Below are 18,552 nucleotides of genomic sequence, written 5' to 3'. Positions count from 1 at the left end.
AGGGGAGCCGTAGCTCCGCCTACTTGTTCCGCCCCAGCAGCACGAGCCAGCCGATTCCGATCACGCAGACCATCGCGCCCACCGTGATGAAGGCCGGTGTGCCGAGATCCATGAAGCGGGGGGCGAGCTGCGTCGCGAAGGCCGCCACGATGAGCGCCACGGCGATGCGGGCGGCGGCGCGCTCGATGCCGCGGGTGAGCTTCTCGATGCCCTTCAGCTCGATCTCGACGGTGACGCGGCCCTGTTTCAGGCGCACCAGCATGAGGTGAATGAGGGTGGGCAGTTCGGAGGCCGCTCCGAACAGGCCCGCTCCCACCGCCTCGACCTTGCGGCTGATGCCCTTGATCGAGAACTGCGAGGCGAGCTTGCTCTTCACCGTCGGGCCGGCGGCGGTGAAGAGGTCGAATTTCGGGTCGAGATGGCGCATCACGCCATCGGCGGTCACCAATCCCTTGAACAGGATGGCGAGGTCGGTGGGCATGGCGAGGTCGTTCTCGCGGGCCATGGTCATGAAATCGGTGAGGAGGTCACCGAAGTTCAGCACCGAGCCGGCATGGCGGTTGATGAAGGCCTGGGACGAGGTCTCGAGCTTGGTGAGATCGGGATTGCTCGATCCGGTCCAGTCGAGGAGGACGGCCATCAGCCCATCGGAATCCTCCTTCAGCATGGCGCCGATCAGCATGAGAAGCTGGGTGCGGCGACGCTCGGAGAGGCGGCCGATGATGCCGAAATCGATGAAGCCGATGCGGTTGCCGGGCATCACCAGCATGTTGCCGGGATGCGGATCGGCGTGGAACACGCCCTCGATCAGCGCCATGTTGAGGAAGGCGTCGGTGCCCTTCTGGGCGACCTTGACCTTGTCGATCCCGGCCGCGTCGAGGCGGGGATGGTCGTTGGGCGGGATGCCGTGGATGAATTCCTGGACGAGAACGCGCTCGGAGGTGAACTCCCAGTGGATCTTGGGGATGACGATGTCGTCCCGGTCGGCGAAGATCGCCGCGATGGTCTCGCAGTTGCGCGCCTCGTTGACGAGGTCGAGCTCGCCGTAGAGACCGGCGGCGAGGTGGCGCATCTGCTCCTGGGGCTGGTAGCGCCCGAATTCCGGCCACTCGTCGACCACGATGCGGGTGGCATGGGCGAGGAGACGCAGATCCGCCTCGATGATCTTGCGCAGGCCGGGGCGCAGGACCTTCACCACCACCTCCTCGCCCGACATCAGACGGGCGCGGTAGACCTGGGCGATGGAGGCCGCGGCCAACGGCACCGTGTCGAACTCGGCGAAGATCTCCGAGGGGGGCGCCCCGAGATCGGCCTCCAGCTGCGGCCGGATCTTGTCCCAGGCGATTGGCCGGACCTGGCTGTGGAGCTTCTCCAGCTCCTCCGTCCATTCCGGCGTCAGCAGGTCCGGCCGGCTCGCGAGGATCTGGCCGAGCTTGATGAAGGTCGGCCCCAGGGCCTCGATCGCGCGGCGCACGCGCTGCGGCTGGGACAGGCGGGCCACGTCCACGTGGGGCCGGCGGCGCTTGGCGAACCGCGCCAGATGGCCGAGGCCGAGGCGCTCCACGACCTTGGTGACACCGAATCCGATCAGGACAGCGGCGATCTCGCTCAGGCGCTGCCTGTCGCGAGCGGCGACGAAGGCGGTTTTCAGCATGTGCGCAAGGGACTGCCCCGTCTGGCGTGAAGGTGGCCGCGTTGAAAAGTCAGGCCGGCCCGCCTGTTCGGATCGTGCCGATCTGCGGCGCGGCTCCGTCTAGGGTGCCGGCGAGGCCGAAATTTGGCAGCGCCGCCGCATTTGCCAGGACGGCAGCCTCGACCGGGACGGCAGCCTCCGACGGGATTAGCGCCGCCACACGCCCGGCGCCAGACGCCTTTTCAGCCCATGCGACCCTGGAATCGCACATCGCCGCCGCGAGGCATCCCCTCCGCGTGAAAATGAGCTAAACACGCGGACCGGACACGGGCGCCCCACCGATCGCGAACGAACGCGCGGCGGGGACGGGCGCCTCCTCAGACACGCAGTTCCACGGAAACGGAGACACGGTCCCGATGGCAGGCACGCCCCGCGCAGGTATCATTCCGGTGACGCCCTTCCAGCAGAATTGCACCCTGATCTGGTCCGACGAGACCAAGATCGGCGCGGTCGTCGATCCCGGTGGCGATCTCGACCGGATCGAAGCCGCGATCCGCGACCAGGGCATCACCATCGAGAAGATCCTGCTCACCCATGGCCATATCGACCATGCCGGCGGCGCGGACGAGCTGCGCGAGCGGCTCGGCGTTCCGATCGAGGGCCCGCACGAGGCCGACCGCTATCTGCTCGATTCCCTGCCCGAGACCGGAGCCAATTACGGGATCGACGGTGCGCGCGCCGTGATTCCGGACCGCTGGCTCGCCGAGGGCGACGCGGTGAGCGTGGGCGAGCTCGGCTTCGACATCGTGCACGCGCCAGGCCATTCGCCCGGCAGCGTGGTCTTCGTCAGCCGCGACGCGCGCTTCGCCCTGGTGGGAGACGTGGTGTTCAAGGGCTCGGTCGGCCGCACCGACCTGCCCGGCGGCAACCACGACCAGCTCATCCGCGCCATCAAGGACAAGGTCCTGCCGCTGGGCGACGACATCGCCTTCATTCCCGGCCACGGCCCCACGAGCACGCTGGGCGAGGAGCGGATGACCAATCCGTTCCTGCAGGAGTGAACTTCGGAGATGGGTGAGAGCGTCATCGCCTGGCCCCGTCGTGACTACGCTGTGGGGCGGCGAGAGACTGTCGGCTCTTGTCTCTTGCCACTCCCCGCGGCGCCACCTCATATCCTAGCGGCGGACGATCATGGATCGCCTGCACGTTCGAGGACCATGATCGATGTCGGACACCGTGCCGTTTGATCTCGAGGAGTAGCGCGCCCGAATCGAGCGAGCTCAGGAAGAGACCCGCAAGTTTGTCGCCGAGCAGCACAAACTGATCGCCGAGCAGAGCAAATTCGCTGCCGAGCAGAGCAAGCTTGCCGCTGAAGCATCGAAGCTGGCGCGAGATCGGATGCTCGCCCCGTGGCAGATCGCCCTTTCGGGTATGGCTGCCGGCGCTGCGTTCTTCGGCGCGGGTGCGGCTTTCATAAAGGTGCTCGGGCCTTGAGGTGAATTCGGCTCGTTCGGGCTCCGAAACGGCCTGCCTTTCTCGCCTCCTGCCTGACGCTCGGACGTCTTCCACCGCCCCATCGGCTCGGTTCGCCACAACTGGGCTGGAGCGGTGCATTTTCAAGACGCACCGCTTATATATAGCCCACTGAACGAATCGCAGGCGTACCCGGGGACCGAGCCGGGGCACGAAAATCAAGCAAAGACCCGCCTGCCTGGGGAACTTGATGTCCGACATGACCGACGACGACACCTCCCGCAACCTGGCGGCTACGGCCTATGGGGCGGAATCCATCCGCGTGCTCAAGGGGCTGGATGCCGTGCGCAAGCGGCCCGGCATGTATATCGGCGACACCGATGACGGGTCGGGCCTGCATCACATGGTCTACGAGGTGGTGGACAACGCCATCGACGAGGCGCTGGCGGGCCATGCCGACATCGTCACCTGTACCCTCAATGCCGACGGCTCGGTGACGGTGTCCGATAACGGCCGCGGCATCCCCACCGACATCCACAAGGAGGAGGGGGTCTCGGCCGCCGAGGTCATCATGACCCAGCTCCATGCCGGCGGAAAGTTCGACCAGAATTCCTACAAGGTCTCCGGCGGCCTGCACGGCGTCGGCGTCTCCGTCGTCAACGCCCTCTCGCAATGGCTCCGCCTGCGCATCTGGCGCAACGGCAAGGAGCACGCGATGGAGTTCCGCCACGGCGACGCGGTGTCGCCGCTGGTGGTCGTGGGCGACGGCAACGGACGGCGCGGCACGGAAGTGTCGTTCCTGCCCTCCACCGACACGTTCACGATGATCGAGTTCGACTACGCGACGCTGGAAAAGCGCCTGCGCGAACTCGCCTTCCTCAATTCCGGCGTGCGCATCGTCCTCACCGACGCGCGCCATGCCGAGCACAAGCGCGAGGAGCTGTTCTACGAGGGCGGGATCGAGGCCTTCGTGCGCTATCTCGACCGCTCGCGCAAACCGATCGAGGGCATGACGAAGCCGGTCTTCGTGCGGGCCGAGCGCGACAACATCCGCGTCGAGGTCGCGCTGTGGTGGAACGACTCGTTCAACGAGACCGTGCTGCCCTTCACCAACAACATCCCGCAGCGTGACGGCGGCACCCATATGGCGGGCTTCCGCGCCGCCATGACCCGGCAGATCACCGGCTATGCCGAATCCACCGGCATCACCAAACGCGAGAAAATCACCCTCACCGGCGAGGATTGCCGCGAGGGCCTGACGGCGGTCATCTCGGTGCAGGTGCCCGACCCGAAATTCTCGTCGCAGACCAAGGACAAGCTGGTCTCGTCGGAAGTGCGCCCGGCCGTGGAGAACGTCCTCAACGAGGGCCTCTCCAACTGGCTCGAGGAGAACCCGGCCCAGGCGAAATCCGTGATGGGCAAGGTCATCCTGGCGGCCTCCGCCCGCGAGGCCGCGCGCAAGGCCCGCGAGACCGTGACCCGCAAGGGCGTGCTCGACATCGCCTCGCTGCCCGGCAAGCTCGCCGATTGCCAGGAGCGCGACCCGTCGAAATGCGAGATCCTGCTGGTGGAGGGCGATTCCGCCGGCGGCTCGGCCAAGCAGGGCCGCGACCGCCACTTCCAGGCCGTGCTCCCCCTGCGCGGCAAGATCCTGAACGTCGAGCGCGTGCGGGCGGACCGGATGCTGTCCTCGGCCGAGATCGGCACGTTGATCACGGCGCTCGGCGCCGGCATCGGCCGCTCCTCCACCGACCGCGAGGGCTTCAACCCCGACAAGCTGCGCTATCACCGCATCATCATCATGACCGATGCGGACGTGGACGGCTCGCACATCCGCACCCTGCTGCTGACCTTCTTCTTCCGGCAGATGCCGGAGCTGATCGAGCGCGGCTACGTCTACATCGCCCAGCCGCCGCTCTATAAGGCCGCCAAGGGCAAGACCGCGATCTACCTCAAGGACGAGCGGGCGCTGGAGGATTACCTGATCGATGCCGGCGTCGACGGGGCGGTGCTCCGGCTCGCATCGGGCGCCGAGTTCGGCGGGCCGCAATTGAAGGCCCTGGTGGAGGAGGCGCGTCAGTTCCGCGGCCTGATGCAGGCGCTCCACACGCGCTACGACCGCGCCACGGTGGAACAGGCGATGATCGCCGGGGCCTTCCGCACCAACGTGGACGAGAACCCCGACGAGGCGGCGAAGCGCGCCACCGAGATCGCCCGGCGCATGGACGTCATCGCCGACGATATCGAGCAGGGCTGGGAAGGCTCCGTCAGCGAAGGCGGCTACATCCTCAGCCGGACCCTGCGCGGGGTGCGCCAGGTCGTGACCCTCGACGCCTCGCTCATCGCCTCGCAGGAGGCACGCCGCCTGTCCGACCGGGCCGAGGCCCTGCGCGAGATCTATGGCGAGCCGGTGACCTATGCCCGCAAGGGCGAGGAGACCGTGCTGCACGGCCCCGTCGGCCTGTTCGAGGCGGTGATGGCCTTCGGCCGCAAGGGCCTGCAGCTCCAGCGCTACAAGGGGCTCGGCGAGATGAACCCGCAGCAGCTGTGGGAGACCACCCTCGACAGCGAGGTGCGCTCGCTGCTCCAGGTTCGGATCAAGGACACGCAGGATGCCGACGACCTGTTCGTGAAGCTGATGGGCGACGTGGTGGAGCCGCGCCGGGAGTTCATCCAGGAGAACGCCCTCAGCGTCGCCAATCTCGACGTCTGAGCCAACGCGACCGGGAGGGTCGATATGAGCAACATCATCCGTCCGACCTTCGGTCAGCCGCGTCGGCCTGAGCCCGTCAGTGACGACGACCGGGTCGAGGTCACGACGCAGCGCGTCTACGGGGAGGCCGGCGATCACCGCGTCTGCCTCGTCCGCGACGACGACGCGCCCGGCGGGGAGGTCTACAAGGTCGTCGTCGGGCGTCTCTCCGGGCAGGAAGTCAGCACCGTGGCGATCCTGCCGGCCACGGCCGAGGGCGAAGTGGATGCCGAGATGGTCGCCCTCGCGATCCTCCGCACGCTGAGCCTGATCGACGAGGACGACGACACTCCGGGCATCGCCTGAGGGCCAGTCCTCCGGCCCGGCCGAGTTCTCCATCGCCGGCGCGAGGCAGGCGACAGGATGTCCCATCTCTTGCGAGCGACCACCGCCGAAGAAGCCCGCGCTCCGGGCGCGATGGCGGCTGGCAGGACCCGTCTTCCCGATCAGCCGATAGCGTAAGCGTCTGCACCGGCTCCACTTCCCGAGCCTCGGCTCCGCCGCGCGGCCGCTGAATCACGTCGGCCGTCACAGGCGCTTCCACCGACGCAGTGCTCGGCAACGAACCTTCCGTCGTCCGAGGAACCATTGACGCCAGATTGGACTTATTCTAATTAGCAACTGAGGGGCAGGCGCATCGGGGGCGTCCCGAGCCGGCCCGGACATATTGGAGAGACCCATGGCACAGATCACCAGCGCAGCTTGCGAGGCCTGCCGCTTCTTCGACGACCACAAGATCAATGGCGGCCAGGCTGCCGCCGATCAGGGCCTCTGCCGCTACAACCCGCCGGTGAGCCAGCCCGAGCCGAAGTCGCCCGGCCTGTGGCCGGTGGTGGCCTCGAAGGATTGGTGCGGTCACTTCACCTCCGGCATGACCGCCGCCGAGTAAGCTCCAGCCGCCCGCCGGACCCGTCAGGCAAGACCGATCGGTCAAGCTTAGAGAGGCTCGGCACAAGGTCGGTTTCATCACGAAGGGCGAGATCGGGGCCGGTGCGGAAGCACCGGCCCTTTCTCATGTGTCGAATACGGTGGCGTCTCTTCCCGAACCTCACGAAGAATTCTCTCGCACGCGTCCCGAATTCCGTTAGGACGCCGCGAGCCGGTCATGATCCGGTCACCTTCGCGTCCGAAGCGGGGACCTTCAGACGATGGGCGGCTCCTGCCATCGCGTCCTGTGTCACGCGGTCCGTATGGATGGGCGGCACAGGGACGGGCGGTTGCGTTTCGGGGCGGGTTAAGGATTTTTTCTGGATGACGTATCGACCCATTTCGGCAATGGCCGGGCGCCTCTTGGCCCCGATGGCCGGCCTCGCGCTCAGCGCGATATCGGGCTTCGCCGTGGCCGCCCCCAACGACCCGAGCGGAACCTGGCTCACCGAGGACGGGCGAGCCCGTGTCCGCATCGAGAAATGCGGCGCCAAGAACGATCACGTCTGCGGCTACGTCGTCTGGCTGAAAGTGCCGCTGAACGACAAGGGCCAGCCCCGGGTCGATTTCAAGAATCCCGACCCGAAGAAGCAGGCCCGCCCCTCCCTCGGCCACCAGCTCATCATGGGCATCAAGCCGAACGCCGAGAACCATTACGAGGGCAAGATCTACAACGCCGAGGACGGGTCGTTCTACGATGTGACGATCTGGAGCGAGAAGCCCGGCGAGCTCACCGTGCGCGGCTGCATGCTGCGCTTCATGTGCATGTCGCAGGCCTGGACCAAGGTGACGGACACGGCACCGGGCCAGATCACCGGCCCGACCAACGGCCCGGGCGGCCCCCGCTCCGATCCGGAATGGGCGCCGAAGGCCGCACCGGCCGGGGGAGCCGGCACGCCTGCCGCATCCTCCGCCAAACCGGCCGCCACGGCACCGAAGCCGGCAGCCAAGCCGGCCGAGTAAGACGACGGCCGGAACCGTTCGATCCGGCCGAGGGTCGTTGGAATGATCGACGGCCGCTCGTATCCGCTCGATGACGTCCTGCACGGCCGGATCGTGCCGCTACCGTGCGAACTCCTGACGATCAGGGAGTTCGCACGGTAGCGGGCGTCGGAAGTCCGGTTGCACGACAAGACCTATCCTCGGATCGAGACCCGTCCTGGGATCAAGCCCCTCGCTTGGCCGGGGAGCCGCTGCCCGCCGGCATCATCGCGAAGCTGCCACCCCTGATCGTCTTCGAGCCGTCCGGGGACGTTCCCCGGACCGGGCGCGCGGCGAAGGAGGCGACCGGGATCACTCGGCGCTCGGCGTAGCGGTTCCGACAGGCCCGAGCGGCTGCAGCCACACCGGAGCCGCACCTCCGACATTCGATCCCCAAGACCCTCGACCGATCCCCAAGACCCTCGACAACGAAGCCACCCACGAGCGCCCGACGGTGCGCGTGCCCGGCTTCCTTGTATGAGGGACACCCGACGCTGCGCGTCTGCGCCACGTCCGGTCGGGAACGACCGCCCGGAGCCGGTCTGTTTCCATCGGTCGGGGCCATATTCGGCCAAACGTTGAGTGCGCCGCAGGCTCGACATAGACTTTGCTTGTCCAAGACATCGGTCGACCTTTGTAGAGGGGTCGATCGATGGATCGGCATTGCGGAGATCCAAGTCAGTCCATGAATTTCAGCTTGAAATCCCTTGTCATCCTTGCGATTTTCGGAGCACTATCCGGGGAGGCCAAGGCAATCGATTCCGGCTTCTACAATGGCAGCCATGTTTGCAACGGCGCGTTGACGCTGGACGACTGGGAATTCCGACAGGAAGGGTCGTCATTCGACGTCTTCTTTCGCAAGACGACGGCGTCTTCCTTCCAAAAGCTGGAGTTGGTCGCTCAGGATACGGATGGTGGTCTTCTCCTCGTCGATCGACGCGGTCGCCCTTGGATCGCGGTGCGATTCGGGCAGAACGGCGACAGCCTCCAGGGGCGGTGGCTCACCGGCCAGGGCAAGCCGCAATCCGATTGCGAGCCGTTCACGCTCTCCCGGAGCGAGAGCGCGAAGGCTCGCATGGATCGCCTCTTCGGTCTGCTTGGCGAGACCAGTCCCTCCGTCGAAACGGTGCGGACCGTCGCCGAGGAACAGCAGAAACTCCCGCCGATCGACCTGCTGCCGGATCTGGACCAGCAAGCCTATCGCCAGCGCTATGCCGAGGCGGCGCCGACCTTCTGGAAGCGCTTCTACGACGCCGAGCGCAAGCGGCTCGCGGAACTTCCCGTCGAACCGTCGGACGCCCGTGATCGGGCCGTCGGGGAAATGCGTGCGGTGACGAGCCTCACGCTGGCGCCCGAGGGGTCGCTCGACCGAAACGGGGCAGCCCGCCAGGCTGCCCTGGACTTCCTGCGCATCGTCGCCGACCGCCTCGCGGCGAGCGGGCAACCGCTCGAGGCCCTCCCGGGGGATACCTTGTGCGAGCGAATGGCGACGTTCGGCTCTATCGACGTCGAGCGGCTCGAATTGGCGGTCGGTCTACCGGTCGAATACTGGGACCGTGCCTTCACGGAGGACCTTCTCCAGAAAGCCCAGTCCTGCAAGGACGGCAGGACCATCGGGCGGTTGCTGTCTCAATCCTATCCCGACATCGAGAAGCGCCGGAAGGCCGCCCTCTGGCTGCGCGAGGAGCGGAAGCGCCTCCTCGCCCTTCCCCTGACCCTGACGTCGTTCCGTGACACGAACGGGTTGCAGCTCAGCAGGGACGAACTCCGCCGAAACGACGTGTCGCGAATGGCCCTTGACCGCTTCCTCGGAGCCCCGCTCGAAACCCGTCGCACCGAGATGGAGCAGGCCGCCGCTCGGGAGCTTCAGGAGGTGTTCGGCGGCGACAGCCTCAAGAGCCTCCCCCTCAACGAGGCTCGCTCGCAATGCGACCGGCTCGTCGGCACGCAATGGGGCAACGAGGCCCTGTCGCGCCTCCACAAGACCTGCACCGGAATGGCGGAAGACTACGTGGCGAGAAGCGTCCGGCAGGTCTTCCAGGAGCAGGTCGGGCAGATCGAGGCTGCGCCGAAGACGTTCGCAGGGCTGGAAGCCAATAACTGGTTCCTGATGGGCACGGGCGATGTGCGCGGGATCTATCCGCCGGCGGCCCTCGTCACGGAGTTCAACGGCAAGGTCGCCGAGGTCCGGGCCGAGGCCGTCCGCATTGCGACGGGCGAAGTCGATCGGGCCTTCGCCGCCGCCGATCCTGTGTCGGACGTCACGGCGTCGCCCATCCTGCAATGCGGGCGCGGCACGATTCCGTTGCATGAGAGTCTCAGGCTTCTCGTCCAGGCCTGCCAGGAAGGAAGCCGCGCCTTGGCCGCCCGGCGCGACGAGCTCCGGTGCCAGGAAGCCCTCAAGGCATCCGGCGGCGGCTCCGGCCTGCTGGACGCCACGATCAGGCCGAAGGCCGCAGCGGGCAACAGCTTCCGGGTCCGTCAGCTCGTCTGCGAAGCGGCCAGGCAGAAGGTCACGGTCACCTTCCCCACCTCCGGCATGTTGTGGTGGTCCAAGCAATATGTCGAGGCGCGGCTCCCGGCCGAGAGAGGACGCGACCAGGTCCGCGCCCTGCGCTGGCTCATCGAGCCGGTCGCCGATGCGAAGGGCGAATGGGCGATCTCCAGGCTCGAATCCAAGACAGGGGAGGTGGCGCTGCCCTTCCCCGAAGACAGCCTGCTGCCCTGCCTCGCGCGGCAAAGCCTCTGCCGCTGACCTCTCTGCGCGACCTCGACACCGGGGCGGCCGAGATGGGTCTTTCGTCACGCCGGTCGATACCGGCTCGTGCTGCCCCGGATCTCAGGTCCGGGGCGACGCATCGTTTAAAGCCCCGTCACTCCACCAGCGCGGCGTAGGTCAGCACCCGCAATTCCCGTCTGATCGGCAGGGCCGAGGAGGGGATGAGCTGGGCCAGCATCACCACGGCGAGATCCTCCGCCGGGTCGATCCAGAACGAGGTGCTGGCCAAGCCGCCCCAGGCGACCTCGCCGGGGGTGCCGACGATCTGCGCCCGCGCCGGGTCGAGCATGACCGAGAAGCCGAGCCCGAAGCCGATCCCCGTATAGGACGATTCCGAGAAGCGCGGCTGGCCCATCGAGGCGAGGTCGCCGCCGAGATGGTTCATCAGCATCAGCTCCACCGTCTTGCGGCCCAGGAGCCGCACGCCGTCGAGGGCGCCGCGCCCGAGAATGAAGCGGCAGAAGCGCATGTAATCCGACGCGGTCGAGACGAGGCCGCCCCCGCCGGAGGCGATCGCGGGCTTGGTGGTGAAGCGGCTTCCCACCGCGTCGTCGTAGAGCTTGAGGCTGCGGTCGCGGAACAGGCTGTAATTGGCCGCCAGCCGGGAGACCTTGCCGGCGGGCACGTGGAAATCCGTATCGACCATGCCGAGCGGGTCGATCACCCTCGTCTTCAGGAAATCGCCGAAATCCTGTCCCGAGACCACCGCGACGAGATGGCCGAGGAGGTCGGTGGCGACGCTGTAGTTCCATTCCGCGCCGGGCTGGGCGAGGAGGGGCTGCCGCGCCAGCCGGGCGACCACCTCGGCGAGGCTCGCATCCTGGTTCTCGCCGAAATCGACGCCGTTCTGCCGGTAGAGCGCATCGACGAGGGTCGCCTCCATGAAGCCGTAGGTGAAGCCCGCCGTATGGGTGAGGAGGTCACGGATGGTGATCGGGCGCTGGGCCGGCACGGTCTCGGCCTTCACCCGGTTGCCGCCGGTGAAAACCCGCATGTCGGTAAATTCAGGCAGGAAGCGGGTGATCGGGTCGTCGAGCTGGAAGCGCCCCTCCTCGTAGAGCATCATCACGGCTACCGAGGTCAGCGGCTTCGTCATCGAGTAGATGCGGGTGATCGTATCGGCGGCAAACGGAGTGCCGCGCGCGATGTCGGCCAGGCCATGGGCACGGAAGAAGGCGGTCTCCCCGCGCCGCGACAGCATCACCGAGAGGCCGGCGAGCTTGCCCTCCTCCACCAGCCTGCGCATCCAGCCATCGACCCGCTCGAGCCGCTCGGGGCAGAGACCGAGGGCCTTCGGGTCGGTTACGGGCAAGTCCTGAACCGGGGTGTCCTGCATGCGCGCTTCTCCGTCTTCACCGCCCTCGCGCGGCCGCCTCATCGAACCTGAGCCCGGCCTTTAGAGCATCGTTCGGCGCCATGGGTACCGGTATTTGCCGGCTGTCGGTCAAACGCCGAAGGGCCGTCGCATGACGCATCGAAGGGCCGTCGCGTAACGCATGGAAAGCGCGGGACGTGGCGCTCACCAGCCCATGCTGCCCGGTCCGCCCTTGAACGGGCCGACGACCTCCGGCGTGATCCAGCCGCCATAGAAGCCGCCGGGCTGCGGCTCGACTGTCACGTCACCGATGAAACAGGCCTCCATCGCCCCCGCATAAAAGGCGACGAAGCCGGCAATGGCCGTGAAATCCGGTGTGGGTTCCGGGTAGGACCAGGCCGCGCCCGGCGCCCGATGGCCGCCGGCCAGGACATCGTGGAGGACGGCGCGGCCCTTCCATTCGCAGATCCCCGCCATGATGGGCGGCCCGAGCACGCCATCGGCCACATCGCCGGGGGGCAGGTAATAGGTCGGCGGATGACTGGTCTCCAGCACGCGGTACCCGGCCACCGTGTCGGCGACGGTCGCACCGGCGAACACCACGCGCAGGCGCCGGGACACGCGCTCCAGCCGCGGCGGGCGCGGATAATTCCACACGCTTTCCTGGCCGGGGCCGAAGGGCAGGGGGGTGGGGTGCATCGGAATCATCCAAATTCTAAGGTTCATCAGTGAGTTGTCGGTGTGTATCCTCCCGGGAACGGGAGACCGCTGTCGCGACGGCGGCCGGCGCGGAGGCGATATTCGAGACGCGGCGTTTGCGCGTGGCGCGGGCCATGCTAGCCCGGCTCGCGACGCGGATGATAGAAATTCGGCCGCTCCGATGGACGGCCGTCTCGGTGAGCCGGCCATCCCGAGCCAGACACCCTGGGACAATGCCTGTGACGGATTTCGCCCTCTTTCTCGATTTCGACGGCACCCTCGTGGAGATCGCTCCGCGACCCGACCAGGTGGTGGTGCCCCCGGAGCTCGCGCCAGCGCTCCTGCGCTTGCGGGACCGGCTCGGCGGGGCGCTCGCCATCGTCACCGGCCGCCCCATCGCGGTGATCGACGACTTTCTCTCGCCCGCCAGGTTCGATGTCGCGGGCCTTCACGGGGTCGAGCGGCGGGTCGACGGGGTCGTGTCCGGAGGGCGCGCCGAGGATCATCCTGCCCTGCGCGCCCGCATCACGGGGCTCAAGGACGCCGTGCGCGACCTCGAATCCGTGCTGATCGAGGACAAGGGAGCCTCCGTCGCGGTACATTGGCGCCTCGCCACGCCCACCGACGCCGCGCAGGCGGAGGAGGCCGTGAAGGCGGCCGCGGCCGATCTCGGTGACGCCTATCGGCTGCAGCTGGGCAAGGCGGTCGGCGAAATCGTCCCGGCCTCCGCGACCAAGGGCCATGCCATCCGCGCCCTGTCCGAGGCGCCGCCCTATGCCGGCCGCCGTGCGATGTTTCTGGGCGACGACCTCACCGACGAGAAGGCCTTCGCCGTGGTGAACGAGGAGGGTGGGGTGAGCGTCCGCATCGGTGGCAGCGACACCATCGCCACGCGGCGCCTCACCGATCCCGATGCGGTGCGCGCGCTGATCTATGCCTGGGCCGATGGCGCACCGATCGATCCCGACGCCCTGCCGCCCGCCTGAGGGCGCGACCGGCCGCGATCCCGCATCGGGGCCGGTGCCGCAGACCAGACCGTGACGCCCCGCACCCGCATCGAGGGCGGGCGAGATGTGAAATCCCGGATTCCAGCGCGAAGGACAACCGCACGCATGTTCGAGTTCCCGGTCCTCGTCGGCGATATCGGCGGCACCAATGCCCGCTTCGCACTCGTGCCGGAGGCGGGCGCCGGGGCGGAGATCGTCGGCCATGTCCCGACCAACGCCTTCCCCGACCCGAGCGCCGCGATCAGCTCCGTTCTCGAAAAGTATGACGGACCGGCGCCGCGCTCGACGATCCTGGCGGTCGCCGCCCGGATCGATGGCCCCGCCGTCCGTCTCACCAATGCGAACTGGGTCATCGAAGGCGCGCGGATCGGCCGGGATTTCGGCCTCTCGCGCGCGGTGGTCGTCAACGATTACGTCCCCGTCGCCGCCGGCGCCGTGGATATCGCCCCCACCGACCTGACGCCGATCGGCCCCTATCGTGATGGCGGTCTGAAGGGCGACCAGGGGACGAGGCTCGTCCTCGGCCCCGGAACCGGGTTCGGGGCAGCGGCCGTCATCCCCTACGCGGACCGTCTCGCCATCGTCTCCACCGAGGCCGGCCACGTCGATTTCGGCCCCGCTGATACCGACGAGGAGGAGATCTGGCGGTATGTGGAGCGTATCGAGGGGCGGGTGACGGTGGAGGCGCTGCTCTCGGGGCCCGGTCTCGCTCGGCTCTACAAGGCCATCCATCTCGCCCGCACAGGCCAGGAGGCGGCGGATGCCGAGCCCGCCATGGTCACGAATAGAGGTGTCGACGGCAGCGATCCTCATGCGGCCGAGGCCGTCGCCCTGTTCGCCAAGCTGCTCGGCCGAGTCTGCGGCGACCTCGCTCTGACCTTCCTCGCTACGGGCGGCGTCTATATTGGCGGCGGCATCGCACCGCGGATCCTGCCCATCCTGGAGGAGGGCGGTTTCCGACGGTCTTTCGAGCATAAGCCGCCCTTCGTCACGCAGATGGAGGCGATCCCCACCAGCGTGATTTCCGTCCAGGATCCGGCCTTTTCCGGTCTCGCCGCCCTGGCCAACCGGCCCGAAGTGTTCGTGTATCACGGGCAGGTCTGGACCGAGGACTGATCCGGGCGGCTACTCGTCCGACTCGTTGTCGACGTTCTGCTCCGCCTCGTCGTAGGTGTAGCCTTCGAGCCAGTCGGCGCTGTTCTGCGATCCGGCGGGGTAGGGGTTGGACGCATCCGCCTGGCCGGCGATCTTAGCAGCCTTGCCCTCTTCCATCACGGTCTTCGAGACGTAGCCCATCGGTCGATTCCTCCGCGCCGGCGCGATACCGGCCGTCACCGTGCAAGATGAGCGAGCGCCCGGAATTTCAAGGGCGCGGCTTCGTCAGATGCCGTCCCCCGCCACTTCGCGGGCCACAGCCCGCCGGCCGATGTCCCGGCGGCAGAAGCCCTCGGGCCAGTCGATCCGCGACACCGCCGCATAGGCGCGGGCCTGGGCCTCCATCATGCTGTCGCCGGTGGCCGTCACCGCCAGCACCCGGCCGCCATCGGCGACGATACGGCCATTCTCCGCCCGCGTGCCGGCTTGGAACACGATGACCGCGTTGTTGGCGCCGGCTTCGGCGATCCCCCGGATCGTCGAACCGCGCATCACCGCGCCGGGGTAGCCGGCTGCCGCCATCACGACGGTCAGGGCCGCGCGATGAGCGTCGAACTGCAGCGCGATGCCGGTGACGTCGCCCTCGCAGGCGGCGAGCAGGGCCGGCACCAGATCGGAAGCGAGACGGGGCATCAGCACCTGCGCCTCGGGATCGCCGAACCGGGTGTTGTACTCGATGAGCTTCGGGCCATCGGCCGTCAGCATCAGGCCGGCATAGAGGATGCCGGTGAAGGGCGTCCCGCGCTCGCGCATTCCCGCCAGGGTCGGGGCGATGATCGTCTCCATCACCTCCCGTTCGAGGGCGGGCGTCAGGATAGTGGCCGGGGAATAGGCGCCCATGCCACCGGTATTCGGGCCGCGATCCCCGTCGAAGACGCGCTTATGGTCCTGCGCCGTTCCGATCGGCACGGCGTTCGTCCCGTCGCAGAGGGCAAAGAAGCTCGCCTCCTCGCCGAACAGGCACTCCTCGATGACGATCTCACCACCCAGTTCGCCAAGCATGGAGCGGACAGCGTTCTCCGCCTGATCCAAGGTCTCCGCCACCACGACGCCCTTGCCGGCGGCGAGCCCATCGGCCTTCACCACGATGGGCGCACCGGATTGCGCCAGATAGGCGAGGGCGGCATCTTGATCGGTGAACCGGGCGAAGGCGGCGGTGGGGATGCCGCGTTCCGTGCACAGATCCTTGGTGAATCCCTTCGAGCCTTCGAGCTGCGCCGCGGCCTTGGTGGGTCCGAAGGCACGGATACCGGCCGCCTGGAGATCGTCGACTAAGCCCGCAACCAGCGGCGCTTCCGGCCCGACCACCACGAGGCCGATCCCGGCGGTCTCGCAGAACTTCTTCACCGCCTCATGATCGGCGACAGCGAGATCGGGACGGTTCTCGCCATATTCCGCCGTCCCCGGATTGCCCGGAGCCGTGAACAGGCGGGTGCAAAGCGGACTTTTGGCGATCGCATAAGCCAGCGCATGTTCGCGTCCGCCGGAGCCGATGAGGAGGATGTTCATAAGTCACGCTTCGAAGGACAAGGAAGGCATGGCGAGATGCCGAACCGGTATGGACAAGAGCCTGCACAATGCGCCGAATGGCTCTCCACCATAGCATTGTCCCGGCCTCGCAGCGCCGCCCCCTAAGCATCCCGGCATGGCGTTTCCCCCGAAAAGCAGGGGATGGAAAGTCCCGGCCACGGTCCCGGTCGCGGATTCCCGTGATTTCGAGGATGCTTGGCACGCACGAAATTCATTCCCCAACCGCATATGATCGATGATAATCGGAGGAACGATGCCGGCTGTCCCCGAGTTGAATATCGTCATGCCAGGATGTCGCCACTCCGCTTCCCCGCCAATGGCCCCGACGCCGGGGTCGGGAGTGCGTTTGTCGCAGTTTCTTCAAAGCGGTCGTGTCACCGTCAAGGCTGCCAATGACAATCGTCCATCCCATATTCCGGCGTTTTGGCCTTGGGCCGTGGCTATTGGTGTCGCGCCGGTGCTGTCGGGCATCCTACTCCTGGCCCTGATCTTCTGACGCTGCCTGCTCGCTCCGGGGTTTACCCGCGTCCGTGCCGAGCCTAGCGTCCGCCGCGACATGGCCCTCGTTCCTCCTCCATTAACGTCTCCGCCGATCTCCAATGCTCCCGAATGGTCGGTGGGGGATCTCGCCTCGGCCCTGAAGCGAACGCTCGAGGACGCGTTCGGTCATGTCCGGCTGCGCGGCGAGATTTCCGGCTATCGCGGCCAGCATGGCTCGGGCCACGCCTATTTCTCGCTGAAGGACGGGACCGCCAGGATCGACGCGGTGGTGTGGAAGGGGACTTTCAACCGCCTGCGCCAACGGCCGCAGGAAGGCTTGGAGGTGGTCGCCACCGGCCGCATCACCACCTTCGCCGGTAAGTCCTCCTACCAGATCGTCGTCGAGACCCTCGAGCCGGCGGGGATCGGTGCCTGGATGGCCTTGCTGGAGGAGCGCAAGCGTGTCCTCTCGGCGGAGGGGCTGTTCGCGGCCGAGCGCAAGCGCGCGATTCCCTACTTACCCCGGGTCGTCGGGGTCGTGACCTCGCCGACCGGCGCCGTCATTCGGGACATTCTTCACCGGCTGGAAGACCGCTTTCCGAGGCCGGTCCTCGTCTGGCCCGTACGCGTCCAGGGGGAGGGCGCGGCCGAGGAAATCGCGACCGCCATCCGCGGCTTCAATGCGCTTCTCTCGAACGGCGCCATCCCACGGCCGGACGTGCTCATCGTCGCCAGAGGTGGCGGCTCGATCGAAGATCTCTGGGCGTTCAATGAGGAAATCGTGGTCCGTGCCGCCGCGGAAAGCGCCATTCCCCTGATCTCGGCGGTAGGCCACGAGACCGATACCACCCTCATCGATTTCGTCTCGGACCGACGTGCGCCGACTCCCACCGGAGCTGCCGAGATGGCCGTTCCCGTGCGCGCGGATCTCATCGCCGAGATCCGCGACCTTGGTCATCGTCAGCGCGAAGCCGTCCAGCGCAGGCTCGACCGTGAGGGTTCAGACCTGCGCGCGCTTCTCCGCGCCATGCCGGGCGCGGATGCGTTCCTGTCGGCAAAACGCCAACGCCTCGACCTTGCCGAGGCCCGGCTTATGCCGGCGCTCGCTAGCAATGCACGCGATTACCGGGTTCGTTTCGGCCGCCTGCTCGACAGGCTCGGGCGTCATCCGCCGGAATTGCGCCTGACTCAGGCGCGTGGTCGGCTCGCCCTGGTGGCCGATCGTCCCCACTCGGCCCTGCGGAACTATGCGACGCGCAAAGGAGAGGCCCTAGCCTATCTCGGCCGCCGCCTCGTGGTCGCCCGCGAGCAGACCCTCGTGCGTGCTCGCTCGGAGGCCGTTCGCCGAAAGGAGCGGCTCGGCGCGCTCGACGCTCGCCTGGGACAGGCAGCCAATCGCCTGATCGAGCGGCGCGCCGACCGGCTCGCCAGTTTCGCATCGCTCCTCGGGTCATTGAGCTACCGCGCGGTTCTTGCCCGAGGCTTTGCCCTCGTGCGCGACGAGGAGGGAGCACCGGTCCGCGCCGCCGCATCGGCTATGTCGGGCCAGCGCCTGAGCCTCGAATTCGCCGACGGCACGCTTCTCGCCCGGACGGAGGCTTCGGATGCTCCGACGCCGGGAGGAGCAGAGCCTCCGAAGCGTAAACGGCAGTCGCGGAAAACGGTGGAAACACCGCCGCAGCAATCCCTGTTCGAGCTATGACCCGATCACGCCGTAGGTCCTGTCGAACAAGTCCTGCCGCAGACGCATGGCATGGCCGTGAACCTTGGCGCGAGCGATGCGTCTTGGCCCGCCGTGGCTCGCAAGCCGTCGAGAACACC

16 protein-coding genes are annotated in these 18,552 nt (G+C 67.5%); 10 read left to right on the top strand and 6 right to left on the bottom strand.

The window, feature by feature from the left end; translation table 11 throughout:
- Positions 1–19 precede the first annotated feature (19 nt).
- Complete coding sequence (locus ACYQR9_RS19580) at positions 20–1,654, bottom strand: ABC1 kinase family protein (protein WP_056433296.1); 1,635 nt, start codon at positions 1,652–1,654, stop codon at positions 20–22.
- A gap of 395 nt (positions 1,655–2,049) precedes the next feature.
- On the opposite strand from ACYQR9_RS19580, the gene ACYQR9_RS19575 reads away from it, so the two are divergent.
- The 6 genes from ACYQR9_RS19575 (at position 2,050) to ACYQR9_RS19550 (ending at position 7,748) form a co-directional block, all read left to right on the top strand.
- Positions 2,050–2,694 carry an MBL fold metallo-hydrolase gene (locus ACYQR9_RS19575; protein ID WP_207411461.1) on the top strand — a complete coding sequence of 215 codons (645 nt, stop codon included), beginning with the start codon at positions 2,050–2,052 and terminating at the stop codon, positions 2,692–2,694.
- Between the two features lie 208 nt (positions 2,695–2,902).
- Entirely contained in the window at positions 2,903–3,127 is a 225-nt protein-coding gene (locus tag ACYQR9_RS19570; protein ID WP_461229847.1) for a hypothetical protein, read from the top strand.
- A 238-nt stretch (positions 3,128–3,365) separates the two neighbouring features.
- The gene (gene gyrB, locus ACYQR9_RS19565; RefSeq protein ID WP_461229846.1) at positions 3,366–5,819 is read left to right on the top strand and encodes a DNA topoisomerase (ATP-hydrolyzing) subunit B; all 2,454 of its coding nucleotides are present in this window, start codon (positions 3,366–3,368) and stop codon (positions 5,817–5,819) included.
- 24 nt (positions 5,820–5,843) lie between these two features.
- Positions 5,844–6,164, top strand: a complete 321-nt coding sequence (locus tag ACYQR9_RS19560) for a hypothetical protein (protein ID WP_043764525.1) — start codon at positions 5,844–5,846, stop codon at positions 6,162–6,164.
- A gap of 373 nt (positions 6,165–6,537) precedes the next feature.
- Complete coding sequence (locus ACYQR9_RS19555; RefSeq protein ID WP_056433285.1) at positions 6,538–6,747, top strand: hypothetical protein; 210 nt, start codon at positions 6,538–6,540, stop codon at positions 6,745–6,747.
- Positions 6,748–7,109: 362 nt separating this feature from the next.
- On the top strand, positions 7,110–7,748 hold the full coding sequence (locus tag ACYQR9_RS19550; protein WP_056433281.1) for a DUF2147 domain-containing protein: 639 nt from the start codon (positions 7,110–7,112) through the stop codon (positions 7,746–7,748).
- A gap of 202 nt (positions 7,749–7,950) precedes the next feature.
- Here the strand turns inward: ACYQR9_RS19550 and ACYQR9_RS19545 are convergent, their stop codons facing one another.
- A complete protein-coding gene (locus ACYQR9_RS19545; RefSeq protein ID WP_461227763.1) occupies positions 7,951–8,130 on the bottom strand; it encodes a hypothetical protein in 180 nt (59 codons plus the stop codon).
- Between the two features lie 321 nt (positions 8,131–8,451).
- Between ACYQR9_RS19545 and ACYQR9_RS19540 the strand changes: the two genes are divergently transcribed.
- Positions 8,452–10,521 (top strand): hypothetical protein, encoded by a 2,070-nt coding sequence (locus tag ACYQR9_RS19540; RefSeq protein ID WP_461227762.1) that lies wholly within the window; start codon positions 8,452–8,454, stop codon positions 10,519–10,521.
- Between the two features lie 118 nt (positions 10,522–10,639).
- On the opposite strand, the gene ACYQR9_RS19535 is transcribed toward ACYQR9_RS19540, so the two are convergent.
- Positions 10,640–11,881 carry a serine hydrolase domain-containing protein gene (locus ACYQR9_RS19535; protein WP_461227761.1) on the bottom strand — a complete coding sequence of 414 codons (1,242 nt, stop codon included), beginning with the start codon at positions 11,879–11,881 and terminating at the stop codon, positions 10,640–10,642.
- A gap of 183 nt (positions 11,882–12,064) precedes the next feature.
- Positions 12,065–12,559, bottom strand: a complete 495-nt coding sequence (locus tag ACYQR9_RS19530; protein WP_461227760.1) for a DUF427 domain-containing protein — start codon at positions 12,557–12,559, stop codon at positions 12,065–12,067.
- Positions 12,560–12,792: 233 nt separating this feature from the next.
- Here ACYQR9_RS19530 and otsB point away from each other — a divergent pair, with 233 nt between their 5' ends.
- Positions 12,793–13,545 (top strand): trehalose-phosphatase, encoded by a 753-nt coding sequence (gene otsB / locus ACYQR9_RS19525; RefSeq protein ID WP_419953823.1) that lies wholly within the window; start codon positions 12,793–12,795, stop codon positions 13,543–13,545.
- Positions 13,546–13,671: 126 nt separating this feature from the next.
- Positions 13,672–14,682: a glucokinase gene (locus ACYQR9_RS19520; RefSeq protein WP_461227759.1), complete on the top strand. Its 1,011-nt coding sequence runs from the start codon at positions 13,672–13,674 to the stop codon at positions 14,680–14,682.
- 9 nt (positions 14,683–14,691) lie between these two features.
- Here the strand turns inward: ACYQR9_RS19520 and ACYQR9_RS19515 are convergent, their stop codons facing one another.
- Together ACYQR9_RS19515 and purD are read right to left on the bottom strand one after the other, a co-directional pair.
- Entirely contained in the window at positions 14,692–14,862 is a 171-nt protein-coding gene (locus ACYQR9_RS19515) for a hypothetical protein (RefSeq protein WP_419953821.1), read from the bottom strand.
- A gap of 84 nt (positions 14,863–14,946) precedes the next feature.
- The gene (purD, locus tag ACYQR9_RS19510; protein ID WP_461227758.1) at positions 14,947–16,230 is read right to left on the bottom strand and encodes a phosphoribosylamine--glycine ligase; all 1,284 of its coding nucleotides are present in this window, start codon (positions 16,228–16,230) and stop codon (positions 14,947–14,949) included.
- A gap of 577 nt (positions 16,231–16,807) precedes the next feature.
- On the opposite strand from purD, the gene xseA reads away from it, so the two are divergent.
- On the top strand, positions 16,808–18,433 hold the full coding sequence (gene xseA / locus ACYQR9_RS19505) for an exodeoxyribonuclease VII large subunit (protein ID WP_461227757.1): 1,626 nt from the start codon (positions 16,808–16,810) through the stop codon (positions 18,431–18,433).
- Positions 18,434–18,552 lie beyond the last annotated feature (119 nt).

This window comes from Methylobacterium sp. CM6241, from assembly GCF_054817845.1.
The sequence above is the reverse complement of the archived record's forward strand: the minus strand, read 5'-3'. Positions and strand labels throughout refer to the sequence as shown.